At 73.6% G+C, this 25626-nt stretch carries 27 protein-coding genes; 12 read left to right on the top strand and 15 right to left on the bottom strand.

The genetic code is table 11. The features are described 5' to 3' along the window. Positions 1 to 30 precede the first annotated feature (30 nt). Positions 31 to 654, top strand: a complete 624-nt coding sequence (locus tag ACH495_RS02365; protein ID WP_396855956.1) for a helix-turn-helix domain-containing protein — start codon at positions 31 to 33, stop codon at positions 652 to 654. Positions 655 to 843: 189 nt separating this feature from the next. Here the strand turns inward: ACH495_RS02365 and ACH495_RS02360 are convergent, their stop codons facing one another. From ACH495_RS02360 to ACH495_RS02335, 6 genes are read right to left on the bottom strand one after another with little or no spacing between them, the layout of a single operon-like run. After that, on the bottom strand, positions 844 to 2382 hold the full coding sequence (locus ACH495_RS02360; protein WP_396855955.1) for a SpoIIE family protein phosphatase: 1539 nt from the start codon (positions 2380 to 2382) through the stop codon (positions 844 to 846). A gap of 2 nt (positions 2383 to 2384) precedes the next feature. Beyond that, the gene (locus tag ACH495_RS02355; protein ID WP_396855954.1) at positions 2385 to 3734 is read right to left on the bottom strand and encodes a sensor histidine kinase; all 1350 of its coding nucleotides are present in this window, start codon (positions 3732 to 3734) and stop codon (positions 2385 to 2387) included. After that, the gene (locus ACH495_RS02350) at positions 3731 to 4744 is read right to left on the bottom strand and encodes a SpoIIE family protein phosphatase (protein ID WP_396856502.1); all 1014 of its coding nucleotides are present in this window, start codon (positions 4742 to 4744) and stop codon (positions 3731 to 3733) included. Before ACH495_RS02350 ends, ACH495_RS02355 begins: the two co-directional genes overlap by 4 nt. Then, positions 4741 to 5160 carry an ATP-binding protein gene (locus tag ACH495_RS02345; RefSeq protein WP_396855953.1) on the bottom strand — a complete coding sequence of 140 codons (420 nt, stop codon included), beginning with the start codon at positions 5158 to 5160 and terminating at the stop codon, positions 4741 to 4743. Before ACH495_RS02345 ends, ACH495_RS02350 begins: the two co-directional genes overlap by 4 nt. Continuing rightward, complete coding sequence (locus ACH495_RS02340; RefSeq protein ID WP_281943728.1) at positions 5157 to 5570, bottom strand: STAS domain-containing protein; 414 nt, start codon at positions 5568 to 5570, stop codon at positions 5157 to 5159. The genes ACH495_RS02345 and ACH495_RS02340 overlap by 4 nt, the downstream gene beginning before the upstream one ends. Then, positions 5570 to 6430, bottom strand: a complete 861-nt coding sequence (locus ACH495_RS02335) for an STAS domain-containing protein (protein WP_396855952.1) — start codon at positions 6428 to 6430, stop codon at positions 5570 to 5572. The genes ACH495_RS02340 and ACH495_RS02335 overlap by 1 nt, the downstream gene beginning before the upstream one ends. Positions 6431 to 6589: 159 nt before the next feature. Here ACH495_RS02335 and ACH495_RS02330 point away from each other — a divergent pair, with 159 nt between their 5' ends. After that, positions 6590 to 6946 (top strand): STAS domain-containing protein, encoded by a 357-nt coding sequence (locus ACH495_RS02330; protein ID WP_067310147.1) that lies wholly within the window; start codon positions 6590 to 6592, stop codon positions 6944 to 6946. A gap of 10 nt (positions 6947 to 6956) precedes the next feature. Here the strand turns inward: ACH495_RS02330 and ACH495_RS02325 are convergent, their stop codons facing one another. Next, positions 6957 to 8249, bottom strand: coding sequence for an MFS transporter (locus tag ACH495_RS02325; protein ID WP_396855951.1), 1293 nt, complete (start codon positions 8247 to 8249; stop codon positions 6957 to 6959). 49 nt (positions 8250 to 8298) lie between these two features. On the opposite strand from ACH495_RS02325, the gene ACH495_RS02320 reads away from it, so the two are divergent. The 5 genes from ACH495_RS02320 (at position 8299) to ACH495_RS02300 (ending at position 10997) form a co-directional block, all read left to right on the top strand. Beyond that, a complete protein-coding gene (locus ACH495_RS02320; protein WP_396855950.1) occupies positions 8299 to 8982 on the top strand; it encodes a FadR/GntR family transcriptional regulator in 684 nt (227 codons plus the stop codon). Between the two features lie 38 nt (positions 8983 to 9020). After that, a complete protein-coding gene (mscL, locus tag ACH495_RS02315) occupies positions 9021 to 9491 on the top strand; it encodes a large conductance mechanosensitive channel protein MscL (protein WP_396855949.1) in 471 nt (156 codons plus the stop codon). 77 nt (positions 9492 to 9568) lie between these two features. Then, positions 9569 to 9817 carry a hypothetical protein gene (locus ACH495_RS02310; RefSeq protein ID WP_396855948.1) on the top strand — a complete coding sequence of 83 codons (249 nt, stop codon included), beginning with the start codon at positions 9569 to 9571 and terminating at the stop codon, positions 9815 to 9817. A gap of 29 nt (positions 9818 to 9846) precedes the next feature. Beyond that, on the top strand, positions 9847 to 10212 hold the full coding sequence (locus ACH495_RS02305; protein ID WP_396855947.1) for a hypothetical protein: 366 nt from the start codon (positions 9847 to 9849) through the stop codon (positions 10210 to 10212). A gap of 59 nt (positions 10213 to 10271) precedes the next feature. Then, positions 10272 to 10997 carry a DUF3800 domain-containing protein gene (locus tag ACH495_RS02300; RefSeq protein WP_396855946.1) on the top strand — a complete coding sequence of 242 codons (726 nt, stop codon included), beginning with the start codon at positions 10272 to 10274 and terminating at the stop codon, positions 10995 to 10997. Between the two features lie 63 nt (positions 10998 to 11060). Here the strand turns inward: ACH495_RS02300 and ACH495_RS02295 are convergent, their stop codons facing one another. Then, positions 11061 to 12317 carry a benzoate/H(+) symporter BenE family transporter gene (locus tag ACH495_RS02295; RefSeq protein ID WP_396855945.1) on the bottom strand — a complete coding sequence of 419 codons (1257 nt, stop codon included), beginning with the start codon at positions 12315 to 12317 and terminating at the stop codon, positions 11061 to 11063. A 19-nt stretch (positions 12318 to 12336) separates the two neighbouring features. On the opposite strand from ACH495_RS02295, the gene ACH495_RS02290 reads away from it, so the two are divergent. The 5 genes from ACH495_RS02290 (at position 12337) to ACH495_RS02270 (ending at position 16991) form a co-directional block, all read left to right on the top strand. Further along, positions 12337 to 12864: a helix-turn-helix domain-containing protein gene (locus ACH495_RS02290; RefSeq protein WP_396855944.1), complete on the top strand. Its 528-nt coding sequence runs from the start codon at positions 12337 to 12339 to the stop codon at positions 12862 to 12864. 93 nt (positions 12865 to 12957) lie between these two features. Continuing rightward, positions 12958 to 13677 (top strand): PP2C family protein-serine/threonine phosphatase, encoded by a 720-nt coding sequence (locus ACH495_RS02285; RefSeq protein WP_396855943.1) that lies wholly within the window; start codon positions 12958 to 12960, stop codon positions 13675 to 13677. Positions 13678 to 13730: 53 nt separating this feature from the next. After that, entirely contained in the window at positions 13731 to 14930 is a 1200-nt protein-coding gene (eis, locus tag ACH495_RS02280) for an enhanced intracellular survival protein Eis (protein ID WP_396855942.1), read from the top strand. Between the two features lie 39 nt (positions 14931 to 14969). Next, positions 14970 to 15719, top strand: a complete 750-nt coding sequence (locus ACH495_RS02275; protein WP_396855941.1) for a ZIP family metal transporter — start codon at positions 14970 to 14972, stop codon at positions 15717 to 15719. Between the two features lie 75 nt (positions 15720 to 15794). Then, positions 15795 to 16991, top strand: a complete 1197-nt coding sequence (locus ACH495_RS02270) for a hypothetical protein (protein ID WP_396855940.1) — start codon at positions 15795 to 15797, stop codon at positions 16989 to 16991. A gap of 114 nt (positions 16992 to 17105) precedes the next feature. On the opposite strand, the gene ACH495_RS02265 is transcribed toward ACH495_RS02270, so the two are convergent. The 7 genes from ACH495_RS02265 to ACH495_RS02235 all read right to left on the bottom strand — a co-directional run bounded on the left by ACH495_RS02265 (position 17106) and on the right by ACH495_RS02235 (position 25499). Beyond that, entirely contained in the window at positions 17106 to 18140 is a 1035-nt protein-coding gene (locus tag ACH495_RS02265) for an NAD-dependent epimerase/dehydratase family protein (protein ID WP_396855939.1), read from the bottom strand. Positions 18141 to 18224: 84 nt separating this feature from the next. After that, positions 18225 to 20246, bottom strand: coding sequence for a hypothetical protein (locus ACH495_RS02260; protein WP_396855938.1), 2022 nt, complete (start codon positions 20244 to 20246; stop codon positions 18225 to 18227). Positions 20247 to 20264: 18 nt separating this feature from the next. Next, entirely contained in the window at positions 20265 to 21338 is a 1074-nt protein-coding gene (locus tag ACH495_RS02255; RefSeq protein WP_396855937.1) for a hypothetical protein, read from the bottom strand. 1 nt (position 21339) lies between these two features. Beyond that, positions 21340 to 22185, bottom strand: a complete 846-nt coding sequence (locus tag ACH495_RS02250; RefSeq protein ID WP_396855936.1) for a carbohydrate ABC transporter permease — start codon at positions 22183 to 22185, stop codon at positions 21340 to 21342. A gap of 1 nt (position 22186) precedes the next feature. After that, positions 22187 to 23140, bottom strand: coding sequence for a carbohydrate ABC transporter permease (locus ACH495_RS02245; RefSeq protein WP_396855935.1), 954 nt, complete (start codon positions 23138 to 23140; stop codon positions 22187 to 22189). Continuing rightward, positions 23140 to 24429 (bottom strand): ABC transporter substrate-binding protein, encoded by a 1290-nt coding sequence (locus tag ACH495_RS02240; protein ID WP_396855934.1) that lies wholly within the window; start codon positions 24427 to 24429, stop codon positions 23140 to 23142. Before ACH495_RS02240 ends, ACH495_RS02245 begins: the two co-directional genes overlap by 1 nt. After that, positions 24426 to 25499 (bottom strand): LacI family DNA-binding transcriptional regulator, encoded by a 1074-nt coding sequence (locus ACH495_RS02235; RefSeq protein WP_396855933.1) that lies wholly within the window; start codon positions 25497 to 25499, stop codon positions 24426 to 24428. The genes ACH495_RS02240 and ACH495_RS02235 overlap by 4 nt, the downstream gene beginning before the upstream one ends. Between the last annotated feature and the right edge of the window lie 127 nt (positions 25500 to 25626).

Below are 25626 nucleotides of genomic sequence, written 5' to 3'. Positions count from 1 at the left end.
GCGCGCAGGAAGAGCAGGCCGATCACGACGGTGAGCAGCACCGCCGCCATCCCGCCCACCGCGAACCAGGCCAGCTGCTCCCACGGTACGTCCGGCGTCGGCCGGCCCGCCTCCGCCGGGCCGGTCTGCCGGGGCGACGACGACGAGCGGTGCGGCCGCCTGGACGAGCTGCTGACCGCGTGGGCGCCGGTGCCGGTGCCGGCCGCCGCCGAGGCCACCGCGCTGGTCGAGGAGATCCGCACCGACCGGGGCGTCCTGCGCGTCGCCGACTTCGCCCGGCGGCACGCCGTCTCCACCCGCCGGCTCCAACGGCTGTTCCTGGACCACGTCGGCGTCGGTCCGAAGTGGGTGATCCGGCGGTACCGGCTCCAGGAGGCGATCGAACAGGCCACCACCGGGCCGCTGGACTGGTCGCGGGTCGCCGCCGAGCTGGGGTACGCCGACCAGGCGCACCTGGTCCGCGAGTTCACCGCCGTCGCCGGCGTCTCGCCCGCCGCGTACGCCCGATCGCTGGCCGACGCGCGGTGGCTGATCCGCCGACGCGGCCGCGCGTGGCGGGCGCGGCGCGGCGTGCCCGCCGAAGATGTTGCGCTGGGTGACTGCGACTGGCACCACCGAGGACACCTCGGACCGCCTTTGCTCTGCAGCCACTGACGCATCGCGCACGGAGGGTGACAACGCCGGCCCGATCACCTTCGCGTTGGTCGACTCACAACACCTGCTCAAGGCCGTGCTGCGCCGATGGCTGCAGAGCAAAGGGGCGCAAGCCCACGCCCATCACCCCGAGCTGGCGGGCACGTTCAGTGACGATCGCGAGCAACTACTGTGGGTGAGTGCCGCCTGTCAGCGACGGCGGACCGCCACCACGGCGACGTCGTCGTGGATCTCCGGCGGAGCCAGCTCGATCAGCAGCCGCTGGCAGAACTGGTCGAGGTCGTCGTCCACCCGGGTGGCCACCACACCGAGCGCGGCCATGCCGTCGTCGATGGTGGCGTCCCGGCGCTCGATCAGCCCGTCGGTGTAGAGGACGAGCGTGGCCCCGGCCGGCAGCACGAACTCCAGGTCGGGCGGGCGGGGCGCGCGCACGCCGAGCAGCGCCGCGGACTGCGAGACGAACTCGACCCGACCGTCGCGGCTCAGCAGCGGGGGCAGGTGCCCGGCGCTGGCCATCCGGATCAGCCCGGTGCCCGGGTGGAGCAGCAGCACGCAGATGGTGGCCAGCTCGGTCGGCAGCAGCGTCCGCATCAGCTCGTTGACCCGGTCCAGGATCATGCCCGGCTGGTGCCCCTCGACCGCGTACGCCCGGACCGCGTGCCGCAGCTCGGCCATCACGGTGGCGGCGTGCAACGAGTGCCCGGCCACGTCGCCGATCGCCACCAGCAGGTGCCCGTCGAGCATCACCAGCTCGTAGAAGTCCCCGCCCACCTCGGTCTGCGCGCTCGCCGGCTCGTAGCGGACGGCCAGGTCCAGACCGGCCACCTCGGGCAGTCGCCGGGGCAGCAGGCTGCGCTGGAGCGTCACCGCGATGCGGTGCTCCTCGTCGAACGATCGCTGCGCCTCCACCGCCGACGCGACGGCCTGCGCGAGCTGCACCAGCACCGGCGTCCGCACGGTCTGGGTGGACGTCGGCACCACCACGTAGAGCGGGGCCCGGTCCTCCCGCAGCCGGGAGGCGGCCACGGTCACCGTGTCACCCTCCGGCCAGTCGGCCAGCGGCCAGTTTCCCGGCTGGTCCACCCACACCCGGGTGCCGATCGGCACGCCCGTGTCGTCCACCACCCACGGCACGATCCCGGCCGGCGTGTGCGGGTCGGCGGCCACCCCGGCCAGGCAGTCCCCGTCGAACGTCTCGGCGACCACCGCCGCCGGCGAACGGAAGACCCGGGCGGCGCCCGACGCGGCGGCCTCCAGCAGCCGGACGAAGTTCGGCGCCGCGTGCATCTCCACCGTGGCGTCGGCCAACGCGGCCAACCGCTCGGCGAGCTGCTCGGCCCGCCGCCGGGCCTGGTAGTAACGCAGCACCGCGTGCGCGGTGGCGACCAGTTCCTCCGGCTCGATCGGCTCGGCCAGGTAGGCGTCCGCGCCCCGGGTGAGCCCCTGCGCCCGGTCGACCACGTCCACCGCGTGCGCGGAGACGTGGACGACCGGGACGGAGGGGTGCGCCTCCTTGATCCGCTCGCAGACCTCGAAGCCGCTCATGTCCGGCAGCCGGACGTCCAGCACCACCAGATCGACCGGCTCCCGGGCCACCCGCTCCAGCGCCGCCGTGCCGTTCTCGGCCTCGACGGTGACGAAGCCGGCCCGGGTGAGCCAGTTCACCAGCAGGTATCGCTTCGGGCCGCTGTCGTCGACCACCAGCACCGTCGCCGGCCCGCCGTCCACCGTCACACTCCGCCCACGGGCAGGACCACGGTGAACGTGCTGCCCCGGCCCGCTTCGCTGGTCAGCTCCAGCGTGCCACCGAGCAGGGCGACCAACCGCCGGGCGTACGGCAGGCCGAGGCCGGTGCCGCCGACCCGGGTCGTGCCCGGCACCTGGTAGAACTCCTCGAAGATCCGTTCGTGCAGCTCGGGCGGGATGCCGACGCCGGTGTCCGTGACCGCGAGCGACCACACCTCGTCGCGGCGCTCGGCACGCAGCCGCACCTCACCCCGCTCGGTGAACTTCAGGCCGTTGTGCAGCAGGTTACGCAGCACCTGGGCGAGCAGCACCTCGTCCGAGCGGACCGTCGCCAGGGCCGGCGGCTCCTCGACCACCAGCTCCACCTCGGGTCGGGTGGCCAACGCCCGCAGCGTGCCGCGCAACTGCCCGAACACGGCGCGCAGGTCGACCTCGGACCAGTCCGGCTCGATCCGGCCCGACTCGGCCTTCGCCAGATCCAGCAGCTCGTTCACCAGCGCCAGCAGGTCGCCCGCGGACGACCTGATCAGCCCCACCTGGCGGGCCTGCTCGCCGGTCAGCGGATCGGACGCGGAGTCGGCCAGCAGCCGCCCCAGGCCGATGATCGCGGTGACCGGGGCACGCAGCTCGTGACTGACGTTGGCCAGGAACCGGCTCTTCGACTCGCTGGCGGCCCGCAACTGGGCGGACTTCTCGTCCAGCTCGGCGTAGAGCGCCACCACGCCGCGGTTGGTCTCCTCCAGCTCCTCGGTGAGCTGGTTGTAGAGCGCCATCACGCCCTGGTTGGTCTCCTGCAGCTCGGCGTTGAGCACCGCCAGCTCGTCCCGCTGCGAACGCACCTCGTCGAGCGCGGCGATGAGCTGGGCGTTCTGCGCGGTCAACTCGTCCAGCGCGGAGACCGGAGCGCGCCCGGCCAGCTCGGCGCGGAGCTGGGCGGCGCGTTCCGGCGTCAGCTCCGCGGCGTGGTCCGGTACTCGTCGGGACATCCTCACGACGGTAACGCCCTCGACCGACATCACCCGCAACGAGTCCACCAGACGCGCGACCGCGCCGGACCGCGGCTCGTACCGGCCGCCGGGGAACGGGCGGACCGGTGACAGGTCCACCCGCAGCTCCGTCCGGCCGGCCGTGGCGTCCCGGTCGACGGCGAACGTGACGTCGGCCCCGGCCACGCCGTGCAGCAACTCCCGCGCCACCTCGCTGAGCGCGGTGGCGATCCGGACCTGGTCCTGGTGTTCCAGCCCGATCGCCGCGGCCACCTCCCGGCCGCGCTGCCGGACCAGGAAGATGTCCTGCTCGACCCGGAGGGCCAGGTGCAGGAGCGGTTCGGTCATGGGGTCCCCCGGGCGACCAGGACGCAGGCGTCGTCACGGCGGATCCCGGCGTCGCGGAGCAGCGCGGCGGCGGCCAGCAGCGGCGGTCGACCGGCCAGCCCGGGATAGTCGTCCAGGTCCCAGCGGTCCACCACGCCGTCGCTGTGCATCACCAGCGTCGCCCCGGGCGGGAACGGGTAGTCGTACCCGCGGACCGTGGGGCGCTGGTGCCCGGCGATGCCCGGCAGCGACACCAGGCCGCGCCGCCGCTCGCCGATGGCCACGATCATGGCGGCGATGTTGCCCAGGCCGGCGTAGCGCAGTTGCCCGGTCCCGGAATCGGGTTCGGCCACCGCGAGCGCCGCGCCACGGGTGTGCGAGATGGCGGCGTGCAGGTGCCGGACCACGGTGTCCGGCGGGCCGGCCGGGGCCGAGCGGAACGCGGCGACCGCGGCGCCGGTGGCGGCGGCGGCCAGCGGGCCGTGCCCCAGCCCGTCGCAGACCAGCACCTGCCGCCGGCCGTCGACCATCCGCACCGCGTACCCGTCGCCGCTGTCCTGTTCGCCGGTGATCGGCCGGGCCAGCCCGCCGGCCCAGTCCGGCGCCGGTGGCGGCCCGTCCCAGAGCTGGACCGTCAGGACCGTGCCGCGGCCGGGCCGCGAGTAGCCGTCGAACCGGCTCGACTGCCGGGCGATCGCACCGAGGCCGATGCCGAGCGTGCCCACCGTGGAGTGCCCGTCGGCCGAGGAGACCGTGAGGTCGGCCATGCCCGGGCCGGAGTCGATGGCCACCAGCTCCACCCCGGCCCGCCCGTCCCGGCGCGCGGGACGCATCAGCAGGGTGCCCTCGCGGGCGTGCTTGACCAGGTTGCTGGTGATCTCGGCGGTGACGATGGCCAGGTCCGCGACGCGCGGCGCGCTCAGTTCGAGCTGCCGACCGAGCCGCTCGGCCGCCCGGCGTACGCCGCCGGCGGTCGCCCCGTTGTCGACCCGGAACCACACGCCGTGGTCGGGGACCACGTCGGTGTTCATCGTGACCACTTGGTGATGGTGATCTCCGTGCCCTCGCCGACGGCGGTTCGGATGTCGAAGTCGTCGACGAGCCGGCGGGCACCGCTGAGGCCGAGGCCCAGCCCGCCGCCGGTGGTGTAGCCGTCGGTGAGGGCCAGGTCGAGGTCGGGGATGCCCGGACCCTGGTCGGCGAAGACGATGCGGACGCCGCGCCGGCGGCCGTCGGAGACGGTGGTCACCTCGGCGCTGCCCCCGCCGCCGTAGATCAGCGTGTTGCGGGCCAGTTCGCTGGCGGCGGTGACCAGCTTGGTCTGGTCGACCAGGGAGAGCCGGACCGCGACCGCGGTGGTACGCACCAGTTGCCGGACCCGCACCACGTCCTCGTCGCTGCGGATCGCCTGCGTCGCCGGCACCCCCAGGTCGACGCCCGCGGTCATGGCGTCGCCGTCGTCTCGGTGTCCTCGTCGTCGACGAGCGCCGCGTCCCAGTCGTCGGCACGGCTCGCCGCGATCAGCTCCATGCCCCGCTCGACGTTCAACGCGGTCCGGATGCCGTTGAGCGACAGCCCCAGCTCGACCAGCGTGATGGCGACGGCGGGACGCATCCCGACCACCACCGTCTCGGCGTCCAGCACCTTCGAGATGGACGCGATGGTGGAGAGCATCCGGCCGACGAAGGAGTCGACGATGTCCAGCGCCGTGATGTCGATGATGACGCCGTGGCAGCCGGTGGCGACGATCCGCTCGGCCAGGTCCTCCTGGAGCTGGATCGCCGTCTGGTCGGACATGTCGACCTGGATGGAGACCAGCAGGATGTCGCCGATCTTGAGGATCGGCACCCGCTCCATCACGCCTCCCGGCGGGCGCGGCGGGCGCTGGTCTCGACCCCGGTCAGGCGCAGCACGTGCCGCAGCGCGTCGGCCAGGCTCGCCTTGGTGGCGATGTCGCCGAACTCGATGCCCAGCGCGACGATCGTCTGGGCGATCTGCGGCCGGATGCCGGAGATGATGCAGTCGGCGCCCATCAGCCGGGCGGCCACCACGGTCTTGAGGATGTGCTGGGCGACCTGGGTGTCCACCGCCGGCACGCCGGTGATGTCGATGATCGCGTAGGGCGACCCGGTGTCGACGAGCGTCTGGAGCAGGCGCTCCATCACCACCTGGGCACGGGCCGAGTCGAGCGTGCCGACCAGCGGGACGGCGACCACGCCCTCCCAGAGCTTGACCACCGGCGTGGAGAGTTCCAGCAACTGCTCCGCCTGGTCGGCGATGAGGCTCTCCCGGGCCCGGACGAACGTCTCGAAGGTGAACAGCCCCATCTGGTCGATCAACGCGGAGAAGGCGACGAAGTCGCGCAGGGTGCTGTCACCCTGCTCCTGCTCCATCAGCTCCAGCAGGGCGTCCTTGATCGCGAACACGCTGATCGCGGTCTCGGTGGCGCTGAAGCCCTGGCGGGCCCGGCTGGTGGAGATCTCGGCGAGCACCGCCCGCAGCTCTCCGCCGTGCTCGTCGGCCAGGTCACCGATGCCCTGTCGGCCGGCGTCGGCCACGGCCCGGTGCAGCTCCTGCACCTGACGGGCCAGCTCGGCCCGGCTCAGCCGGCCGCGCAACGAACCGGCGACGATCTCGATCCAGCGGTTGGTCAACCGGTCTGCGTGTCGACTCAGCAGCTCGGCGAGCCGACCGCCCTGTGCTGCGCTCAATGCCACGTTGACCTCCCAGATCTGGACGGGCGGACTCTATCACCGGGGGTTGCCGCACTACTTGCCACGGGACAAAGAAATGATCGACAGCACCTGTGCCGGCTCCCGTTCTGCGCGGCGCGGTCATAGTGGGATACCGTTCCACCGAACACAGGAGGTCGACGAATGTCCCTGACGGTGCACACGGAACAGCGCGGCGACGTGGTCGTGGTGTCGGTCGCGGGCGAGCTGGACATGGCCACCGCGCCGCAACTCCAGGACCAGATCACCGACCTGCTCGACAAGGGGCGCAGCCGCCTCGTGTTCGACCTGGCCGAGGTGTCGTTCTGCGACTCGACCGGGCTGTCGGTGTTCGTCCGCGCCAAGAACAGCTGCGACGAGGCCGGCGGCGTGGTCCGGCTGGCCGCCCCGCAGCGCGGCGTGCTGCGCATCCTCGAGGTCAGCGGCCTGGTCGAGGTGCTGCACACCTACCCGACGGTGGACGAAGCCGTCGCGGGTGACCCCACCCCGGCCTCCTCCTGACCGACCCCGCTCAGCGCTCGTCCTCGATGTAGCGGGGACGGGCGATCACCATGCCCGCGGTCGTCTGCACGGCGAGCGCCACCAGCAGGAAGCCGATCGGGGCGGTCCAGCCGCCGGTCGCCTCGTAGAGGATGCCGACCAGCAGCGGGCCGAGCGCGGCGATCACGTACCCGGTGCTCTGCGCGAAGGCGGAGAGCGCCACGGTGCCCTCGGCGGTCCGGGCGCGCAACCCGATCGTGGTCAGGATGAGCGGGAACGCGCCCTGGCCGAGCGCGAGCAGCAGCACCCAGAGCGGCGCCAGGCCGCGCGGCGCGAGCGCCAGTCCGAGGTACGCGGCGGCGGAGAACGCGGTCAGCGACAGCACCAGCGGGCGCAGCGTGGCCAGCCGGCCGGCCAGCGTCGGCATCATCAGCGCCACCGGCACGCCCAGCGCGGTCACGCCGGCCAGCAGCAGGCCGGCCGTCTCGGGTCGGTAGCCGGCGTCCCGGAAGAGCAGGGCCAGCCAGCCCATGATCGCGTACCCGCTCAGCGACTGCGCCCCGAAGTAGACCGCCATGGCCCAGCCGAGCCGGGTCCGGCCGGGCCGCACCCGCGCCGGGGTGGCGACGACCGTCGGGGTCGCGGCCCGGTCGGCGGCGCGGCGCGCGGCGCGCGCCCGCAACGCCAGCGGCACCCACGGGATCACCGCCAGCGCGGCCAGCCCGGCCCAGACGCCGAGCCCGGCCCGCCAGGAGCCGAAGGCGTGGGCCACCGGCACGGCGGAGGCGGCGGCCACCGTCGTGCCCACCGTCAGCGCCATCGTGTACGCCCCGGTGACCAGCCCGGTGCGGTGCGGGAAGTGCTGCTTGACCAGCATCGGCAGCAGGATGTTCGCGACCGCGATGCCGGCCAGCGCGAGCGCGCTGGTGAGCACGAAGACGGCCGCCGAGCCGGTGACCGCGCGCAGCACCTGCCCGGCGGTGAGCGCGACCATGGCCAGCACCAGCACCCGGGGCGCCGCCCAGCGGCGGACCAGCCACGGGGTGAGCGCGCCGAGCCCGGCGAACGCGACGGTGGGCAGCGTGGTGACCACGCCGGCCATGGCGCCGGAGAGGCCCAGTCCGACGCGGATCTCGTCGAGCAGCGCGCCCAGGCTGGTCACCGCGGCCCGCAGGTTCAGCGCGACCAGCAGCATCCCGACCAGCACCAACAGTCCGCCGCGCGCCGGGGAGACGGCCGGCGGGTCCGGGATGCCCGCCGGCGCCGGCCCGGGGGTGACGTCGGTGGTGGGCGCGGTCGCGGTGGGCGGGGTTGGCGGTGTCATGACCTCGAACCTACAATCATGGGATGAATTTCGGCAGCAGGTGTAACCGGTGACACCCGCAGTGGATTCCGTCGTCGTGCCGCCGCGCGGCCACCGGGTCCGCCGGACCATCGAGCAGCTCCGGGCACGCATCCTGGGCGGCGAGTGGCCGGTGGGCGCACGCATCCCCACCGAGCCCCAGCTCGTGGCCGCGCTCGGCGTGGGGCGGAACACGGTCCGCGAGGCGGTCCGCGCGCTGGTGCACGCCGGCGTGCTGGAGTGCCGGCAGGGCTCCGGCACGTACGTGGTGTCGACCGACGAGCTGGCCCCGGTGGTGGCCCGCCGGCTCACCGACGACCGGACGACCGAGGTGATCGAGGTCCGGCGCGCGTTCGAGGTGGAGGCCGCCCGGCTCGCCGCGCTGCGGCGTACCCCCGAGGACCTGGCGGCGCTCGACGGCGCGCTCACCGCCCGGGAGGCCGCGTGGCGCTCCGGCCGGGTGGACGAGTTCGTGGAGGCCGACGCCGCGCTGCACACGGCGGTGGTGGCCGCCGCGCACAACGCCATGCTCGCCGAGCTGTACGCCTCCGTCGGCACCGCGCTGCGCCGCACCGTCGCGCAGGCCATGGGTCCGGCACTGACCGCCGAGCGGTACGTCGACCACTGTCGACTGGTCGAGGCGATCCGGGCCGGCGATCCGGCGCGGGCAGCGATCGAGGCCGGCGCTTTTCTCGAGGGGCCGACCGGGGCATAGTGTGCGCCGACCGAGAATCGGACAGCACGGGAGTGCTAATGCTCAAGGGCTTCAAAGACTTCATCATGCGTGGCAACGTCGTCGACCTGGCGGTCGGCGTCGTCATCGGTGCCGCGTTCACCGGCGTGGTCACGCAGCTGACCAAGTCGTTCCTGGAACCGCTGGTACGCGTGTTCATCGTGCTGATCACCGGGAACAAGAACGGGCTCACCGGCTCGACGCCCAAGTTCCGGGAGATCCCGTTCGACTGGGTGGCGTTCGTCAACGCGGCGATCACGTTCGTGCTCACCGCGGCGGCGCTCTACTTCCTGGTCGTCTACCCGATGAACCGGCTCGCCGAGCGGCGCAAGCGCGGCGAGGAGCCGCCGCCCTCCGCGCCCAGCGAAGAGGTGAAGCTGCTCACCGAGATCCGGGACGCGCTGCTCGCCGGCAACCACGGCACGCCCGCCCAGCGCGGCGCGCTGGACGACGTGCTCGGCCGCCGGCAGGAGCCGCCGGCCCCGCGCTGACGCCATAGCTCATCGGCCCCCGCGGAGATTCCGCGGGGGCCGACCCGAATCGAACACATGTTCGATAGAGTCCGGCCATGGAGCAGCGTAGGCACTGGTGGAACGGGAAATGGGGCCGGCTCGCCCGGCGGGACGTCTTCCTCCGGGTGGACGGCGACCGCTGGCACGTGGAGCAGCGCGCCGGTGGCGCCGAGGGTGTCTCCCGCTTCTACGAGCACGCATGCGTCGAGGAGGCGGAGGAGACGGTCCGCGCGCTGCTCGACGGGCCCGACACGTGGCGCGAGCTGTCCCCCCGCCCGCCGGGCGGCTGGGCCCCCTCCGTTTAGCGCCCGCGCGCCCCGGGAACCGCTCCGGCATGAGCCAGCAGCAGGAGACCGTCTCCCGGATCACCACCGGCATGCGGGTGGTCGACTCCACCGGCGCCGAGGTGGGCACCGTGGATCTCGTCCAGCGCGGCGACCCGGCCGCGGTGACCGTGGAGGCGCCCGCCCCGGTCGATCCGGGCAGCAGCCTGGACGAGCTGATCGAGTCGGCCGCCGTCGACGAGCCGGACGTGCCCGCCGACCTGGCCGCCCGGCTGCTGCGCGAGGGCTACCTCAAGGTCTCCACCGAGCCGGCCGGCTCCGGCGCGGTCTACGTGCTGGCCGACCGGATCGCGGCCGTGGCCGACGGCGCGGTACGCCTCACCGTCCCGGCCGCGGAGCTGCCCGCCGAGGAGTGACCACCACGACCTGCGCGTCGTGAACGGCGGCGGGGCAGGCGACAACCTAGGCTCGCCAGGTGCTGCTGACCTATGTGGACGAGTCGTACACCGATCGCTGGTACTGGATCGGCGCACTTCTGGTCCCGGACAGCGTGGCCATTCCGCTCAGCACCGCCCTGGACGAGGTGATGACGGACGCGGCAAAGGCGTACGGCACCGACAGGGCCGTCGAACTTCATGGGTACGACCTGTTCCAGGGGCGCGCAGCATGGAGCGGCGTGCCGCCGCGTGCCCGGATCGCCGTTTACAACGCCGCGCTCAAGGCGATCGGAACATACGACGTCACGATCATTCTGCGCGGCGTCGACCGTCATGGTCTCGTGCAGCGATACGGACTGACCCGGCCAGCTCATGAGGTGGTGCTCTCACACCTCCTCGAACGGGTCGACGGGTATGCGGCGATGCGGGACGAACTAGCCCTGGTAATCGCTGATGAGGTCGACAATCCGGCTACCCATCGCTCCGACCTCACTCGCTACCGGGTCGACGGAACCGGCGGCTACCGTTCCCGACGGCTCAAAAGGATCGTCGATACGCTGCACTTCGCCCCGTCGTATGCCTCTCGGCTGGTCCAAGCCGCAGATCTCGTCACCTTCCTCTTCCGGAGAATGGCGAGCGGCATGGGGGCGGACGCCCGGGAGTTGACGACCAACCAGCGGCTGTGGTCCTGGGTCGAGCCGCGCAGATACCACTCCTGGTGCTGGCACCCGACCGGTCGTCCCATGCACGAAGGGCCCGCTTGACAGCGGGCCCTAAGGCGGTTGCGGGAACCCTGACGGGCCTCCTGCGTCTCCCAGATTAGCAGTTCACCGCACAGAACGGACGGGAAGCGAAGGCGCGGTGTCCTCCTCGCCTCGTTTGCGGGGCACTTCAGCCGGGGCAGGCGGGCGGCGGAAGAGGAGCAGCATCAGGCAGCCGGCGACCAGGCCCCAGAACGCGCCGCCGATCCCGAGCAGGCTGACCCCGGAGGCGGTGACCACCAGCGTGACCACGGCCGCCTCGCGGGTCTCCGGCTGGGCGACCGCCGCCGACACCGCGCCGGCCAACGCGGCGAGCAGCGCGAGCCCGGCCACCGCCTCGACCAGCACCGGTGGGGAGAGCAGCACCAGGGTGGTCGCCACACCGGCACCCAGGCCGAGCAGCGCCAGACCGAGCCCGGCGGTGATCGAGGCGATCCAGCGCCGGTCCGGGTCGGGGTGGGCGTCCGGGCCGGCGGCGAGCGCGGCGGTGATCGCGGCCAGGTTCACCGCATGGCCGCCGGCCGACGCGCCGAGCGCGGTGGCGATCCCGGTGACCCGCAGCGCGGAGCCCAGCGGCGCCCGGTAGCCGTAGCCGGCGAGCACGGCGGTGCCGGGCACGTTCTGCGCGGCCATGGTGACCAGGAACAGCGGCAGCGCGAGCCCGACGACGGCGGGCAGCGTCCAGGCCGGCGCGGTCAGCGTGACGACCGGGGCGACGTCCAGCCGGGCCGGACCGGAGGTGGTCAGCGCGATCGCCACCACGGCCACGGCGAGCGCGCCGGGCACCGCCCAGCGGCGGGCGAACCGGTGCAGCAGCAGCCAGACGAGCACCACCGGACCGGCCAGCCGGGGCACCTCGACCAGCGCGCGTACCGGTGCGGTGCACAGCGGCAGCAGCACCCCGGCGAGCATGGCGGAGGCGACCGGGCCGGGGATCGCCGCGACCGCGCGGCCGAGCGCGGGGATCAGCCCGGCGGCGATGATCAGCAGGCCGGTGAGCAGGAAGGCGCCCACGGCGGCGGGCCAGCCGCCGGGGACCGGCCCGGTGGCGACCAGCAGCGCCGCGCCCGGCGTGGACCAGGCGATGGCGAGCGGCAGCCGGTGCCGCAGGCCGAGCCAGACCGCGCAGGCGCCGCTGGCCACGCAGAGCGTGAGCAGGCCGGAGGCGGCCTGGGCCGGGTCGGCGCCGACCGCGCGCAGCCCGGCCAGCACGACGGTGAACGAACTGGCGAAGCCGACCAGGGCGGCCACCACGCCGGCCAGCACGGGTTGGAGTCGACCGGGCACGCCGCCTCCTCCCGTGTTCCGTTTACGGAACGACATGATGTAGCACGATAGCCGCATGGACGTCGGCCCGCGGATCCGCACCCTCCGGATGGCACGGGGGATCTCGCTCTCCGAGCTCGCCCGGCTGGCCGGGGTCGGCAAGGCCACGCTCTCCGGCCTGGAGAACGGCGTCCGCAACCCCACCCTGGAGACGCTGTACGCGATCACCGCGCAACTCGGTGTGCCGCTGACCGCCGTGCTGTCGGCCCCCGAGCAGACGCCGACCGTACGCGGGGTCGCGGTCGGCGCCACGCTGCTGGAGGTGTTCCACGACCACGACGCGACCTACGAGCTGTACCGGATGCGGGTCAGCCCGGGGCCGGCGCAGCTCTCCCCCGCCCACCAGGCCGGCGTCACCGAACACGTGACCGTCTTCTCCGGCGTGCTCCGGGCCGGCCCGGTGGACGCCCCGCTCACCGGCGGTCCGGGGGAATACCTGCGCTGGACCTCCGACGTCCCGCACAGCTACGCCGCGGTGGGCGACGAGCAGGTCCGGGCGAGCCTGCTGCTGCGCTATCCGCGTCCATCCGGGAAGGACAGTTGACGGATACCGGGAATGCAAGTCGGTGACATTTCTTTCCACCGACCCGGCAGCGCGTAGAGACGCGGAGCCGGTCTTCTTGGCAAGCTTGTCCCCATGACGCTCATCCTCCGCTCGGCCATCCTCAACGACGTCGGCCTCGTCCGGACCAACAACGAGGACTCCGCCCTCGCCGGTGACCGCCTGGTGGCGGTGGCCGACGGCATGGGCGGCCTCCCGGCCGGCGAGGTGGCCAGCGAGATCGTCATCCGGATCCTGGACGAGCTGACGCCGCCCACCGCCGCCGAGGAGGCAGCCGACGCGCTGCGCGCCGTGGTCAGCACCGCCAACCAGCGGATCCGGGCGGCCATCACGGTGGACCCGGCCCGCGACGGCATGGGCACGACGCTGACCGCCGCGCTGCTGGCCGGCGACCGGCTGGTCCTCGCCCAGGTCGGCGACTCCCGCTGCTACCTGCTGCGCGACCACGAGCTGACCCAGCTCACCCGCGACGACACGTTCGTGCAGGCGCTCGTCGACCAGGGCGCGCTCTCCCGCGACCAGGCCCGGCACCACCCGCAGCGTTCCCTGGTCACCCGCGCGGTGCAGGGCCAGGACGCGCCACCGGCGGTGGGGGCGCTCACCGTCTTCCCCGGCGACCGGCTGCTGCTGTGCAGCGACGGCCTCTCCGACTACGTGGAGGACGCCGCCATCGCCGCCGCGCTCGCCACCTACGGCGACCGGCAGCAGTGCGGCGAGCAGCTGGTGAAGCTGGCCCACCAGGCCGGCGCACCGGACAACGTCACAGTGGTCATCTCCGACGTCGCCGACGCCTGACCGGAGACCGCATTCGGGTTGCGACCCCGAGTCGGGCACGTTGGGATGAACGGATGCACATTCGCCGGCTGGCCGCCGAGGAACGCCTGACCACCAGCTTCCCGCTCCAGGCGTACGCGTTCGAGGCGTCGCCGATGACGCCGGCCCGGGCCGACGAGTTCCGGGCCTACCTGCCGTACAACGTGGGGAACACGACGCTGGTGGTCGAGGAGGACGGCGTCACCACCGCCGCGGCCTCGGCGATCCCGATGCGGCAGAACCTGCGCGGCGCGGTGCTGCCGATGGCCGGCGTCGCCGGGGTGGCCACCCATCCGCTGGCCCGCCGGCGTGGGCACGTCCGGACGCTGATGCACCAGCTCCTCGACGGGATGCGGGACGAGGGGCACCAGCTCAGCGCGCTGCACCCGTTCCGTGCCTCGTTCTACGAGCGCTTCGGCTACGTCGGGCTGCCCCGGCGGCGTACCGCGGTGTTCGCCCCCGCGGACCTGGCGCCGCTGCTCCGCGCCGAGCTGCCCGACGAGCTGGTCCTGGAGCGGATCGGCGCGGGCTACCCGCGCTGGCGCGACTACACCGACCGGTGCCTGCGCGAGCGGCACGGCTTCGCCGCCTTCCCCGACTTCCGCGCGGTCGGGCTGCGCGAGCGCGACGACCGTTGGCTGCTCAGCGTGGTGCGGCACGGCGAGACGGTCGGCGCGGTGACCTACCGGATCGACGACCACGCCGGCACGCTGATCGCCGACGACCTGCTCTTCGACGACCCGTACGCCCGGGCGTCGCTGCTCCAGTTCTTCGCCCGGCACGTCGAGCAGGTGGCCCGGGTCAGCGTCCAACTGCCGCCCGAGGAGCTGCCCGAGTTGTGGCTCACCGACCTGGACGTACGCGTCGACGCGCAGGTGGCCCGGCCCTACCCGACCGCGCCGATGGCCCGGCTGCTCAGCCTGGAGGCGCTCGCCGACCAGCCGGTCGGGGTCGGCCGGGTGCTCGTCGAGCTGGCCGGCGACCGCTGGCTCGCCGGCCGGCACCTGCTCGACGGCACCACCGGCAAGCTGGCGGTGCTGCCGGTCGACAGCGCCGCCGAGGGCACCGTGCCGACCGCCCGGCTCACCGCCGCCGGGCTGTCCGCCCTGGCGTACGGGGTGCTCGACCCGGCCGAGGTGGCGGTACGCGGGCTGGGCGAGGTGCCGGTGGACGCCGCCACCGAGCTGCGCCGACTCTTCCCGCGTGAACTGCCGTACCTGTTCGCCGACTTCTGATCGGGTTGCCGCCGCCGGGCCGCGGGTAGGTTCCTGCGCGTGCCGGAGTGGTTGCAAGCGGGATTCTGGGGTCTGCTGGCCGGTTCCGCCCTGTTGATCGGGGCGGCCGTCGGGTTCTTCGCACGCGTGCCCCGCTGGGCCACCGCCTCGGTGATGGCGTTCGGGGCGGGCGTGCTGCTCTCCGCCGTCTCGTTCGAGCTGATCGAGGAGGCGCACGAGCAGGGCGGCCTGCTGCCGGTGGCGATCGGCGCGGCGGCTGGCGCGCTCGCGTACACCGGGGCGAACGTGCTGCTGGCCCGGCACGGGGCGCGGCACCGCAAGCGCTCCGGCGACGAGCAGCCCTCGGAGCAGGAGCAGCCCGGTTCGGGTAACGCGATAGCGGTCGGCGCGCTGCTCGACGGCGTACCGGAATCGGTGGTGATCGGCGCGAGCCTGCTGGCCGGCGGCCCGGTCAGCTTCGTCACGGTGATCGCGGTCTTCCTCAGCAACGTGCCGGAGGGGCTGTCCAGCGCGGCCGGCATGCGGCAGGCCGGGCGGACCCGGCGCTACGTGTTCGGGCTCTGGGCGGCCATCGCGCTGATCTCCGGCGCCGCGTCGCTGGCCGGGTACACGCTGCTCGGCGGCGCCCCGCCGGAGGTGCTGGCCACCATCACCGCGCTCGCCGCCGGCGCGATCCTCGCCATGATCACCGACACCATGGTCCCGGAGGCGTTCGAGGACGCCCACCTGCTGGTCGGCCTGATCACGGTGCTCGGCTTCCTGGTCGCGTTCGCGCTCTCGCACGCCTGACCGCCCGGCTTAGCCGCAGGTTAAGGATCGCCGTCGGAGTCGTGCCGGGGCAGCCGGTCCCCCTAGCATCGGCGGGTGCGCGTGAAGTCCGCTGTCTCCCTGCTCGTCCTCGCCCTGGCCACCGCCGCGCTGCCCGGGTGCGGTGGTGACGACGCGTCCGACCGGGGGACCGCCCCGGCCGCCGCCACGCCGTCCGCCGCCCCCTCCGCCCCGGACGTGGCCGCCCCGGCGGCCTCGCCGAGCGCCCGCGCCGGCTTCGGCAGCGCCAAGCCGAGCCCCAGCCCGGCCACGCTCGCGTTCCGCGCCGGCAACCCCGCCGGGCGGGCTGCCGTACCGGCCGAGGCGCGGGCGGTGGACACCTCGCGTCCGACCCGTACCGTCGGTAGCGGCACGCCGGCGAGCTGCACCTCGGCGGCGGTGGTGAAGGCGGTGGCGGCCGGTGGCGTGATCACGTTCGACTGCGGCCCGGCACCGGTGACCATCACCATGAAGGCCACCGCCAAGGTGGTGAACGCGCACGGCCCGCGCATCGTGCTGGACGGCGGCGGCAAGGTCACCCTGAGCGGCGGCGGCAGCCGCCGGATCCTCTACCTGAACACCTGCGACCCGGCGCAGGGCTTCACCACCTCGCACTGCCAGAACCAGGACCATCCGCAGCTCACCGTGCAGAACCTGACGTTCACCGGGGGCAACTCGACAGGCGAGAAGGCCGAGGGCGGCGGGGGTGGCGCGATCTTCGTCCGCGGTGGCCGGGTGAAGGTGGTCAACTCGCGGTTCGTCGACAACCGCTGCGACCGTACCGGTCCGGACCTGGGCGGCGGCGCGCTGCGCGTGCTCAGCCAGTTCGAGAACAAACCGGTGTACGTGGTGGGCAGCACCTTCACCGGCGGGGTGTGCGCCAACGGCGCGGCGCTGAGCAGCATCGGCGTCTCCTGGACGGTGCTGAACAGCGTCTTCCGCGACAACCAGGCGGTCGGCACCGGCGCGAACCCGGCCCGGGGCGGCACGCCCGGCGGCGGCAGCGGCGGCGCGATCTACTGCGACGGCAACGAGTTCACGGTGCGGCTCGCCGGCACGATCGTCGAACGCAACACCGCGAACGAGGGCGGCGGCGCCATCTTCTTCGTCAGCAACAACCGCACCGGCACCCTGTCGATCACCAGCAGCACCCTGCGCCGCAACCCCAGCAAGGGTTTCGAGACAAAGGGCTTCCCCGGCATCTTCTTCCTTGGCGCCCGCCCCCCGACGGTCACCTCGTCCCGCCTCTCCTGACCCGCCGCTGCCGCGGCGGTGACGCTGATTCACGGAAAGAGTGGCTATTCGCGGTCGGATGGGCACTCTTTCCGTGAATCAGCGCGCGAGGCAACGAGGGGTGGGGGTAGGGGGTCAGCGGCCGGGGAGGGTGGGGTCGGTCGACAGGGGCGGCGCGGCGGTCCCCGCCCTGGTGGACATGCCGGCGATCAGGTCCTTCAGGGCGGTCACCGTGTCGACAGCGGGCGTCCAGCCGAGGTCGGCCTCGGCCCGCTCGGTGGACATCAGGGGGACGTTCAACGCCAGGTCGACCCAGCCGGTGTCGACCGGTTGCAGCCGGGCCCGCCAGGTCACCGCCGCCGCGGCGCGCAGCACCGGCACCGCCACCGGCACGGTCCAGCCGTGGAAGTGCCGCGCCACCAGCGCCGGCGTCAGCACCGGGTCGGTCGCCACGTTGAACGCGCCGCGCGCGTCGCCCAGGACCGCCCGGGCGTAAGCGTCGGCCACGTCGTCGGCGTGCACCGCCTGCATCCGGAGCCGCCTGTGCGACGGCACCAGCGGGATCCGGCCGTAGCGCAGCAGCCGCACCGGCACCAGCGGGCCGAGGAAGTAGCGGCTGATCTCCGTGCCGGCGTCGCGCTGGAAGATCAGGCCCGGCCGCAGCCGGACCACCCGCAGTTCCGGGTGCTCCCGCTGCACGTCGTCCAGCAGCGCCTCCACCTCGGCCTTGTCCCGGCTGTACGACGACGTCCGCACGCCGGTCGCCGGCCAGTTCTCGCTGACCGGGTGGTCCTTCGGGCCGGGCGCGTAGGTGCCGACGGATGAGGCGTACACCAGGGCGGGCACGCCGGCCCGGACGGTGGCCTCGATCACCGCGCGGCTGCCGCCGACGTTGGTCCGGTAGAGCGTGCGCCGGTCGTGGCTGGGCTGGATCTGCCAGGCCAGGTGCACGACCGCCCGCGCCCCGGCGAAGATCCGCACCAGCTCGTCGGCCGCGCCGGGGGCGCCGATGTCACAGGAGTGCCACTGGACGTCGTCGTACGGCTCACCGGCGCCCGGCCCGGGCAGCCGGCGGGCCACGCCGACCAGTTCGGCCGCCGACTCCTGCCGCAGCCGGCGGAGTACGGCGGTCCCCACGTTGCCGGTGGCCCCCACGATCACGATGCGCATGGTCGGTGCGGTACCCGCTGAACCGGACAGCAACCGCTCCGGGGCGTGCGTACCCGGGCGGCTGCCCGCCCGGGTACGCACGTGTCACCGTCGGACGACTGTGAAGCCGCCGGGCAGCACCACCGCCGGCACCGTGCCACCCCGGGCCCGGGTCCGGGACCGCCGCACGCCCTGCGCGTCGTACGTCTCGACGCACGCCGTCCCCGGGCCGGGCACGGTGACCGGGACGGTCCGGGGCGTGCGGGCGGCACTGCGCAGCAGCGCCGTCGTCGACCCGGGGCCGGCGATCACGTACCGGGAGACCAGCGGTTCGAGCAGGACCGCGTCGACCACTGCGTCACCGCCGGCCGAGACGGCGACCAGGTCGGCGGCGTCGGCCGGCACCTCCGCCGGGCCGCTCGGCGTCACCGGCAGCAGCGCGCCGGGCGCCGGTGAGGTCCCCTGGGCACCGACCCGCCCGTGCCGGACGGTGCCCACTGGCCGCTCCCGGCCGGCGGTGGAGGCGGACCACCGGGTGACGGCCCGACTGCCCGGCCGCAGCTCGACCACCGGCAGCACCAGCCGGGGCTGATCCGCCGCCGGCAACCGCCAGCGGGCGGTCGCGCCGGCCGGCAGCAGGGCGTACGCGCCGCTGAACGCGGACTCGCCGGTCCACGTCGAGTCGGGGGTGACCACCTCCGCGCCACCGGTCAACGTGGCCTGCTCGGCCTCCACCGTGGAGCCGCCGACCCGCGCCACGATCCGGCCCTGCCGGGCCAGCGCCGCCACCTCGGGGTGGGCGTCCAGCGCCAGCATGCTGAGCAGGCCGTGGATGGTCGACTCGGCGCCGGCGTTGCGGTTGACCGTCCCGTCACCGGCGATGCCGTCGACGGTGCGCCCGGTCGTCGGGTCGTAGCCGGGCACGCCGGCCGCGTTGGCGCCGAAGTACCAGGCGGCCACCATGCCGGCGAGCTGCCGGAACCCGTCGCGCCCGGTGGCGTCGGCGACGGCGAGCAGCGACTGCACCCGCGAGTCCACGCCGTAGGCGATCTGCGACCGGTCCGTCGGCGTCGGTTGCCGCCCGTTGTCCGGGCCGCCGGAGGTGAGCAGCCACGGCGTGAAGACCGCCGCGTCGGCCACCGCCGCCGGCAGCAGCCGCCGGTCGTCGAGCACGCGTGCGGCGACGGCCAGCGCGGCGGGCATCTGCGAACCCCAGGCATGCCACACCGACCGGGACAGCGCCCAGGGGCGTACCGCGCCGAACGGCCATTCCCGGACGTTCCCGTCGGAGAGCGCGGCGATGCCCTCGGCGAACCGGCTCAGCGCCCGTCGGGCGCCGGCGCCACCACCGGCCCGCACGTACGCGGCCAGCCCCAGGACGGCCTCCGCGGTGGCGTCCGCGCCGTCGGCGATGAGCCAGCCGGGCGTCCGCTCGCCGTCGACGACCTGCCACGTGCCGTACCGGACGAGCACCTGACGCTCCACCGCGGCGACCGCGAGGTCGAGTCGCTCCCGCAGGAACGCCGCGAACCCGGGGTCGGCGGTACGCCAGGCGGCGTACCCCTCGCCCAGCGCCCAGATCGTGCGGGCCAGCCAGTACGACGGGCCGCTGTCGGACGGGTCGGGCAGTTCGACCGGCTCGGCGCTCGGGTTCAGCGTGCCGTCCGGCTGCATCCAGAGCACCACGTTCCCGGCGTTCGGCCCGGTCGCGGTCTGGAGATAGGTCAGCCCCCGCAGCAGGGCGTACGAGGCGTCGCGGCTGGTGGCGGCGCCGGTGGACCGCCAGTGCCGCAGGTAGACCACGGCGGCGCGGGCGATGTCGTCGGCGTTGTAGGCGCCCTGCCCCCAGGTGTCAGTCGCCGGGTCGTACGCCCCGCCGCCGACCCGGCGGTACGGGCCGTCCGGGGTCGGCTCGGCGTACGTCCACAGCACCCCGACCGCCGGCGTGTCGGCGAGCCGGTACGTGGTGTGCCCCGCCTGCGCGGGCGGGGTGACCCGGTCACCCAGATGGTCCAGGTGGGACAGGTTCGTCAACGCGTTGGTGGTGGCGGCCCCGGCGGAGGCCGGCGCCAGCAGGGGTGCGGTCAGCGCGAGGCTGCCGCCCAGCAGGACCGATCGGCGTTTCATGATGGTCTCCTCGGGGGCTCAGGGGGTGCGGTCGAGCCGGGCGACGCCGATCTTCGTGTCCGCCATCCCGTAGAACACGAACCGCACCCCGTCGACCTCCTCGATCGCGGTGGGGAAGACGACGTTGGGCACGGTGCCGGCCTTCTCGTCCTCGGTGTCCGGCACGAGGATGGGCTCGGCGGTGCGGGCCAGCACCCGGGACGGGTCGGCCGGGTCCAGCAGCATCGCCCCGGCGGCGTACTCGACGCGTTGGGTGGTGGGGTCCCAACCGGCGGGGGCGTACCCGGTCACCCCGTGGTGGATGAGCAGCCAGCCCTCGGGCACCCGCAGCGGCGGCGGGCCGGCCCCGATCTTCAGCTCCTCGTAGGGGAACTCGGAGAGCGCCACCACGCGGTGGTCGCGGGGGCGGGCCAGCGCGGTGACGTCGGCGTGCACCTCGGCCGCCGGCACGTACGAGATCCAGATGCCGGGCCGCTCGTCGGTGGTGCCGGCCGGCAGGTGCACGCCCTCGCCGGGGCGGAACCAGCCGAGGTCCCACATCGGTCGGTGCAGCATGGCGTAGCAGGGCCGGCCGTCCGGGCCGGGCACCGGCTCGGGGAAGAACACCGCGTCCTTGTTGGGGAACAGGTTGAGGTCGGTGTCCAGGTCGGGCTGGTAGGCGAACTGCACCGGGCCGAGCCGCCGCCAGGAGCGCAGGTCGGTGGAGACGGCCAGCGCGAGGCGGGGCCCGAGCGGCCCGTACGCCACGTAGGTCATCAGGTGCTGGCCGAGGTCCGGCACCCAGGTGGTGCGCGGGTCCTCCACCCCGGCGTTGTGCAGGCCGCGCTCCCAGCCCTCGTCCGGGGCCAGCACGACGCCGTGCCGGCGCACGCCGACCGGTACGCCGTCACGCAGCTCGACCTCGGCGAGCCCGACGCGGGACACGTTGCCGTCGGCGACCAGCCGGGGCAGCAGGTGCAGCCGACCGTCCGGGGTACGCCCGCTCGCCGGGTTGAGCACCCCGGCGGCCTCGAACGGTTCGGCCGGGTCGGGCGCCATCAGCACGCCCAGCCGGGTCAGCGTGTAGGGAACAGTGGTCTCGAGGGATCGCATGTCAACCTTTCACACCGGAGCCGATGTCGGTGGAGATGAAGTGTCGTTGGAAGGCCACGAAGAGGCCGACGGCCGGCGCGGCGAGCACACAGGCGCCGGCCAGCACGGCCCCGTACGGGTTGGCGGCGCGGGCCGCCACGTTGCTGATGTAGTTGGCCAGGGAGACCGCCAGCGGCTGCATGTCCGCCTGCTTGGTGATCAGGAAGGGCCAGAGGAACTCGTTCCACGGCCCGATGAACGTGAGCAGCACCGCGGTCAGCAGCGCGGGCCGGACCAGCGGCAACGCCACCGACCAGAGCAGCCGCAGCTCGCCGGCGCCGTCGATGCGGGCGGCGGCGAACAGCTCGTCCGGCAGTTGCAGGAAGAACTGCCGGAAGACGAAGACCGCTGTGGTGTTGATCGCGAACGGCAGGATCATCCCGAGGTAGGAGTCGGCCAGCCCGTAGCCGCGCACGATCAGCACGTAGAGCGGGATCAGCAGGAGCTGGAAGGGAATCACCTGGACCAGCAGCACCAGGGCGAACAGCGTGCCCCGGCCGCGGAACCGCAGTCGGGCCAGCGCATAGCCGGCGAGCACCCCGAAGACGACGGTGCCGAGGATGACACCGCCGGTGAAGACGCCGGAGTTGATCAGCGAGCCGAGCAGGTCGACCCGGGAGTTGATGTCCCGGTAGTTGTCGAAGGTCAGGCCGGAGGTGGGGAACGCCCCGGCGACCGAGGTGTCCGGTTCGGACTGCAGGCTGCCGATCAGCATGTAGTAGAAGGGAAAGAGGAACAGCAGGGCCCCGGCGAACAGCGCCACGTAGCGGAGCAGTCCTGGCCACCGGGCGGTGGAGGTCGGTGTCACGTCAGTCCCTCTCGATCAGCCGGCGGTTGACCAACGAGATGATCAGCACCCCGATCACCAGCAGCACGCCGATGGCGGCGGCCACGTCCGGCTGGCCCTGCTGGATGCCGCGCTGGTACATCACCAGCACCGGCGAGGCGGACGCCCCGTTCGGGCCGCCGCCGCCGGTGAGCAGATAGGGCTCGGTGAACAGGTTGGCGCCGGTGATGGTGGCCAGGATGACCACCAGGGCGGTCGCCGGGCGGACCGCCGGCACGGTCACCGACCGGAACCGCCGCCACCAGCCCGCGCCGTCGACCGACGCCGACTCGTACAGCTCCTTCGGCACGTTCTGGAGCGCGGCGAGGTAGAGCAGGATGAAGAAGCCGAGCTGCTTCCAGACCACGAACACCGCGATGACCGGCATTGCCAGCCCGGCGTTGACCAGCCAGGACGGGTCGGGCGCCAGCGGGCCGAGCGCGGAGTTGACCAGGCCGTCGGCGTTGAACAGGAACAGCCACACGCCGACCACCGCGACGCTGGCAGTCACGTACGGCACGTAGAACGCGACCCGCAGGAACGTCCGGGCGTGCACCACCCGGTTCAGCGCGACCGCCAGCAGCAGCGCCAGCACCGTGGTCAGCGGCACGTTGATGACCAGGAAGATCCCGATGTTGGCGAACGACTGGCGGACCGCGGGGTCGGCGAGCACCGCGCGGTAGTTGTCCAGCCCGACGAAGGGCCGGTCCACCACCGCACCGGGCGCGGCGAAGAAGTAGTCGTGGAAGCTCATCCAGATCGCGAACCCGAGCGGGTAGGCGAACACCACGGCGATGAACACGGCGTACGGCGCGGCCAGCACCATGCCCACCGGGTGGCGACCCAGCACGGCCGCCACCGGGCCCCGGCCCGCCGGTCTCGGGCTCCGCGCGGCGGCCCCGGGGGCGGGGGCCGCCGCGGTGTGGGCGGTGGACATCAGGAGCCGGTGGCGAGCTGGTCGACCTTGTCCGCGGCGCCGGAGAGGGCGTCGGGCACCGGCTTCTTACCGAAGATCACCGACTCGGAGTACGCGTCGCGGAACGCCTGCCAGACGGCCACCGAGTTCGGCACGTTCGGCACCTCGACCGTCCGGGCCGCCTGGTCGGCGAAGGCCTGGTAGGCCGGGTTCTTGGCGAAGTGGTCCGGGTAGGCGGCGGCCAGGTCGGTGCGCAGCGGCATCTGGCCGGTCTTGGCCAGCAGCGCGCCGTCCTGCTCCTTGCTGGTGGCGAAGCGCATCACGTCCCAGGCGGTGGCCCGGTTCTGGCAGGCGGAGTACATGGCGACGTTCTTCGCGTCGCTGAAGGTGCGGATCTGGTCGGCCGGTTTGCCGGTGGACGTCGGCACCGGCACCGCGCCCCACTTCACCTTGCTGCCGTACACCGAGATCGCCCACGGGCCGACGATGGCCATGGCGGCCTTGCCGTCGGCGAACGAGTCACCGTTGTACTTCTCCTTCGGGGCGAGGCCCTCGGCGTAGAGCGTCTTCCAGAACTCCGCGACGCGCTGGCCCTCCGGCGAGTCGAACTGGGCCTTGCCCTGGTCGACGAGCTGCTTGCCGCCGGTCTCGGCCGCGAACAGCGGGTAGAAGTCGAACCAGGACTGGAAGAACTCGCTGGTCGGGGCCGGGTAGATGGCGGCCTGCGCGGCACCCGAAGACTTGATCTTCCGGGCGGCGGCGAGGAACTCGTCGTACGTCGCCAGCGAGGGCCGCTCCGGGTCCAGGCCGGCCTTGGCGAAGATCGCCTTGTTGTAGAAGATCATCACCGGGTTCGACTTCCACGGCAGCTGGTAGAACTTGCCGTCCGGCGACTTGTACTGCTCGGCCGTCTGGCCGGTGCGCTCGGCGATGTAGGCGGCGCCGCCGTCGAACGAGTCCAGGGCGACCAGTCCGCCCTGCTTCTGGAACTGCGGCACGGCCGCCGGCGCGGTGTTGAAGATCAGACAGGGTGCGTTGCCGGCGGTGATGGCGGCCCCGATCACCTCCTCCGAGCTGGTGCCCGCCGGGATCTCCTGGGCGGTGATCTTCTGGTCGGCGTGCTGCGCGTTCCACGCCTCGACCATCGCCTTGCCCCAGGCCAGCTCCTCCTGGTTGTTGGAGAGCCAGATGTCGATCGGCCCGCGGGCGGCGTTGGCCTCGGCGGCGTCGCCGCCACCGCCGCTGCCGTCGCAGCCCGCGGTGACGACGAGGGCGGCGGTCAGCAGCAGGGCCGGAAGGGTGCGTTTCATGTCTGCTCCGATCGGGACGGTGCGGGGGGACGGCGCCGCTGGACGGGCGACGCCGGTGGTGGTGCGGTGGAGGCGCGGAGAACGAGCTGCGCGGGCGGCGTGGCCACGTCGGCCACGGGCTCGCCGTCGATGAGTTCGAGCAGGACGTGCGCGGCCGCCCGACCCCACTCGAACGGGTCGGTCCGCACGGTGGTCAGCGGCGGGCTGACGTAGCCGGCCAGCTCCGCGTCGTCGAAGCCGGTCACCGAGAGCTGCCCGGGCACGTCGACGCCGAGTTCCCGGGCCACCGCGAGCCCGGCGATGGCCATCAGGTCGTTGGCGTACACGATCGCGGTCGGCCGCTCGGCCCGGTCGAGCAACGTGCGGGTGGCCTGCGCGCCACCGGCCGCCGAGAAGTCCGACGCCACGCACAGGTCGGCGGGCAGGCCCGCGTCCGCCAACGCCCGTTCCCAGGCCAACCGGCGGACCCGGCCGTGCAGGAAGTGGTCCGGCCCGGCGACGTGCCCGATCCGGCGGTGCCCCAGCTCGACCAGGTGGGCGACCGCCGCGGCGATGCCCGGCCGGTCGTCGATCAGCAGCGCCGGCCAGCGGGTGGGCGCCATCGGCCGGGCGATGGTCACCGCCGGCAGCCCGAGCTGTTCCAGCAGCGCGAGCCGTGGGTCGTCCACCCGCAGGTCGAGCAGGAAGACCCCGTCCACCCGGCCGTCGGCGGCCAACCGCCGGTAGCCGGCCTCCTCGGTCGACTCCGGCACCACCTGGAGGACGAGCGCCTGCCCCCGGTCGGACAGGGTCCGCTCCACCCCGGCGATGAAGGCGGGGAAGAACGGGTCCGCGCCGAGCAGCTCGGGCGGGCGGGCGATCACCAGGCCCACCGCGAACGCCCGCGAGGCGGACAGGGCGCGGGCCCGGTGGCTCGGCTCCCAGCCCAGGGCGCGGGCGGCGGTGAGGATCCGCTCCCGCGTCTCGTCGGCCACCCCGGGTCGGCCGTTGAGCGCGAAGGACACCAGCCCCTTCGATACGCCGGCCGCGCGGGCGACGTCGCGGATGGTTGGTCGACCTGGCCGGGTCACCGGCACCTCCCTCGTCGGGCGTACGACTAAACCGGTTTAAGAAACGGAGGTTAGACCCGTTCCACCAACTCCACAACCGGTAGCGCCCGATCGACATGGGGCGGCCCGGCGGCAGGTCAGGGTGCTG

The sequence above is a fragment of the Micromonospora sp. NPDC018662 genome, assembly GCF_044391475.1.
In the GTDB taxonomy this organism is placed as follows: Bacteria; Actinomycetota; Actinomycetes; order Mycobacteriales; family Micromonosporaceae; genus Micromonospora.
The sequence above is the reverse complement of the archived record's forward strand: the minus strand, read 5'-3'. Positions and strand labels throughout refer to the sequence as shown.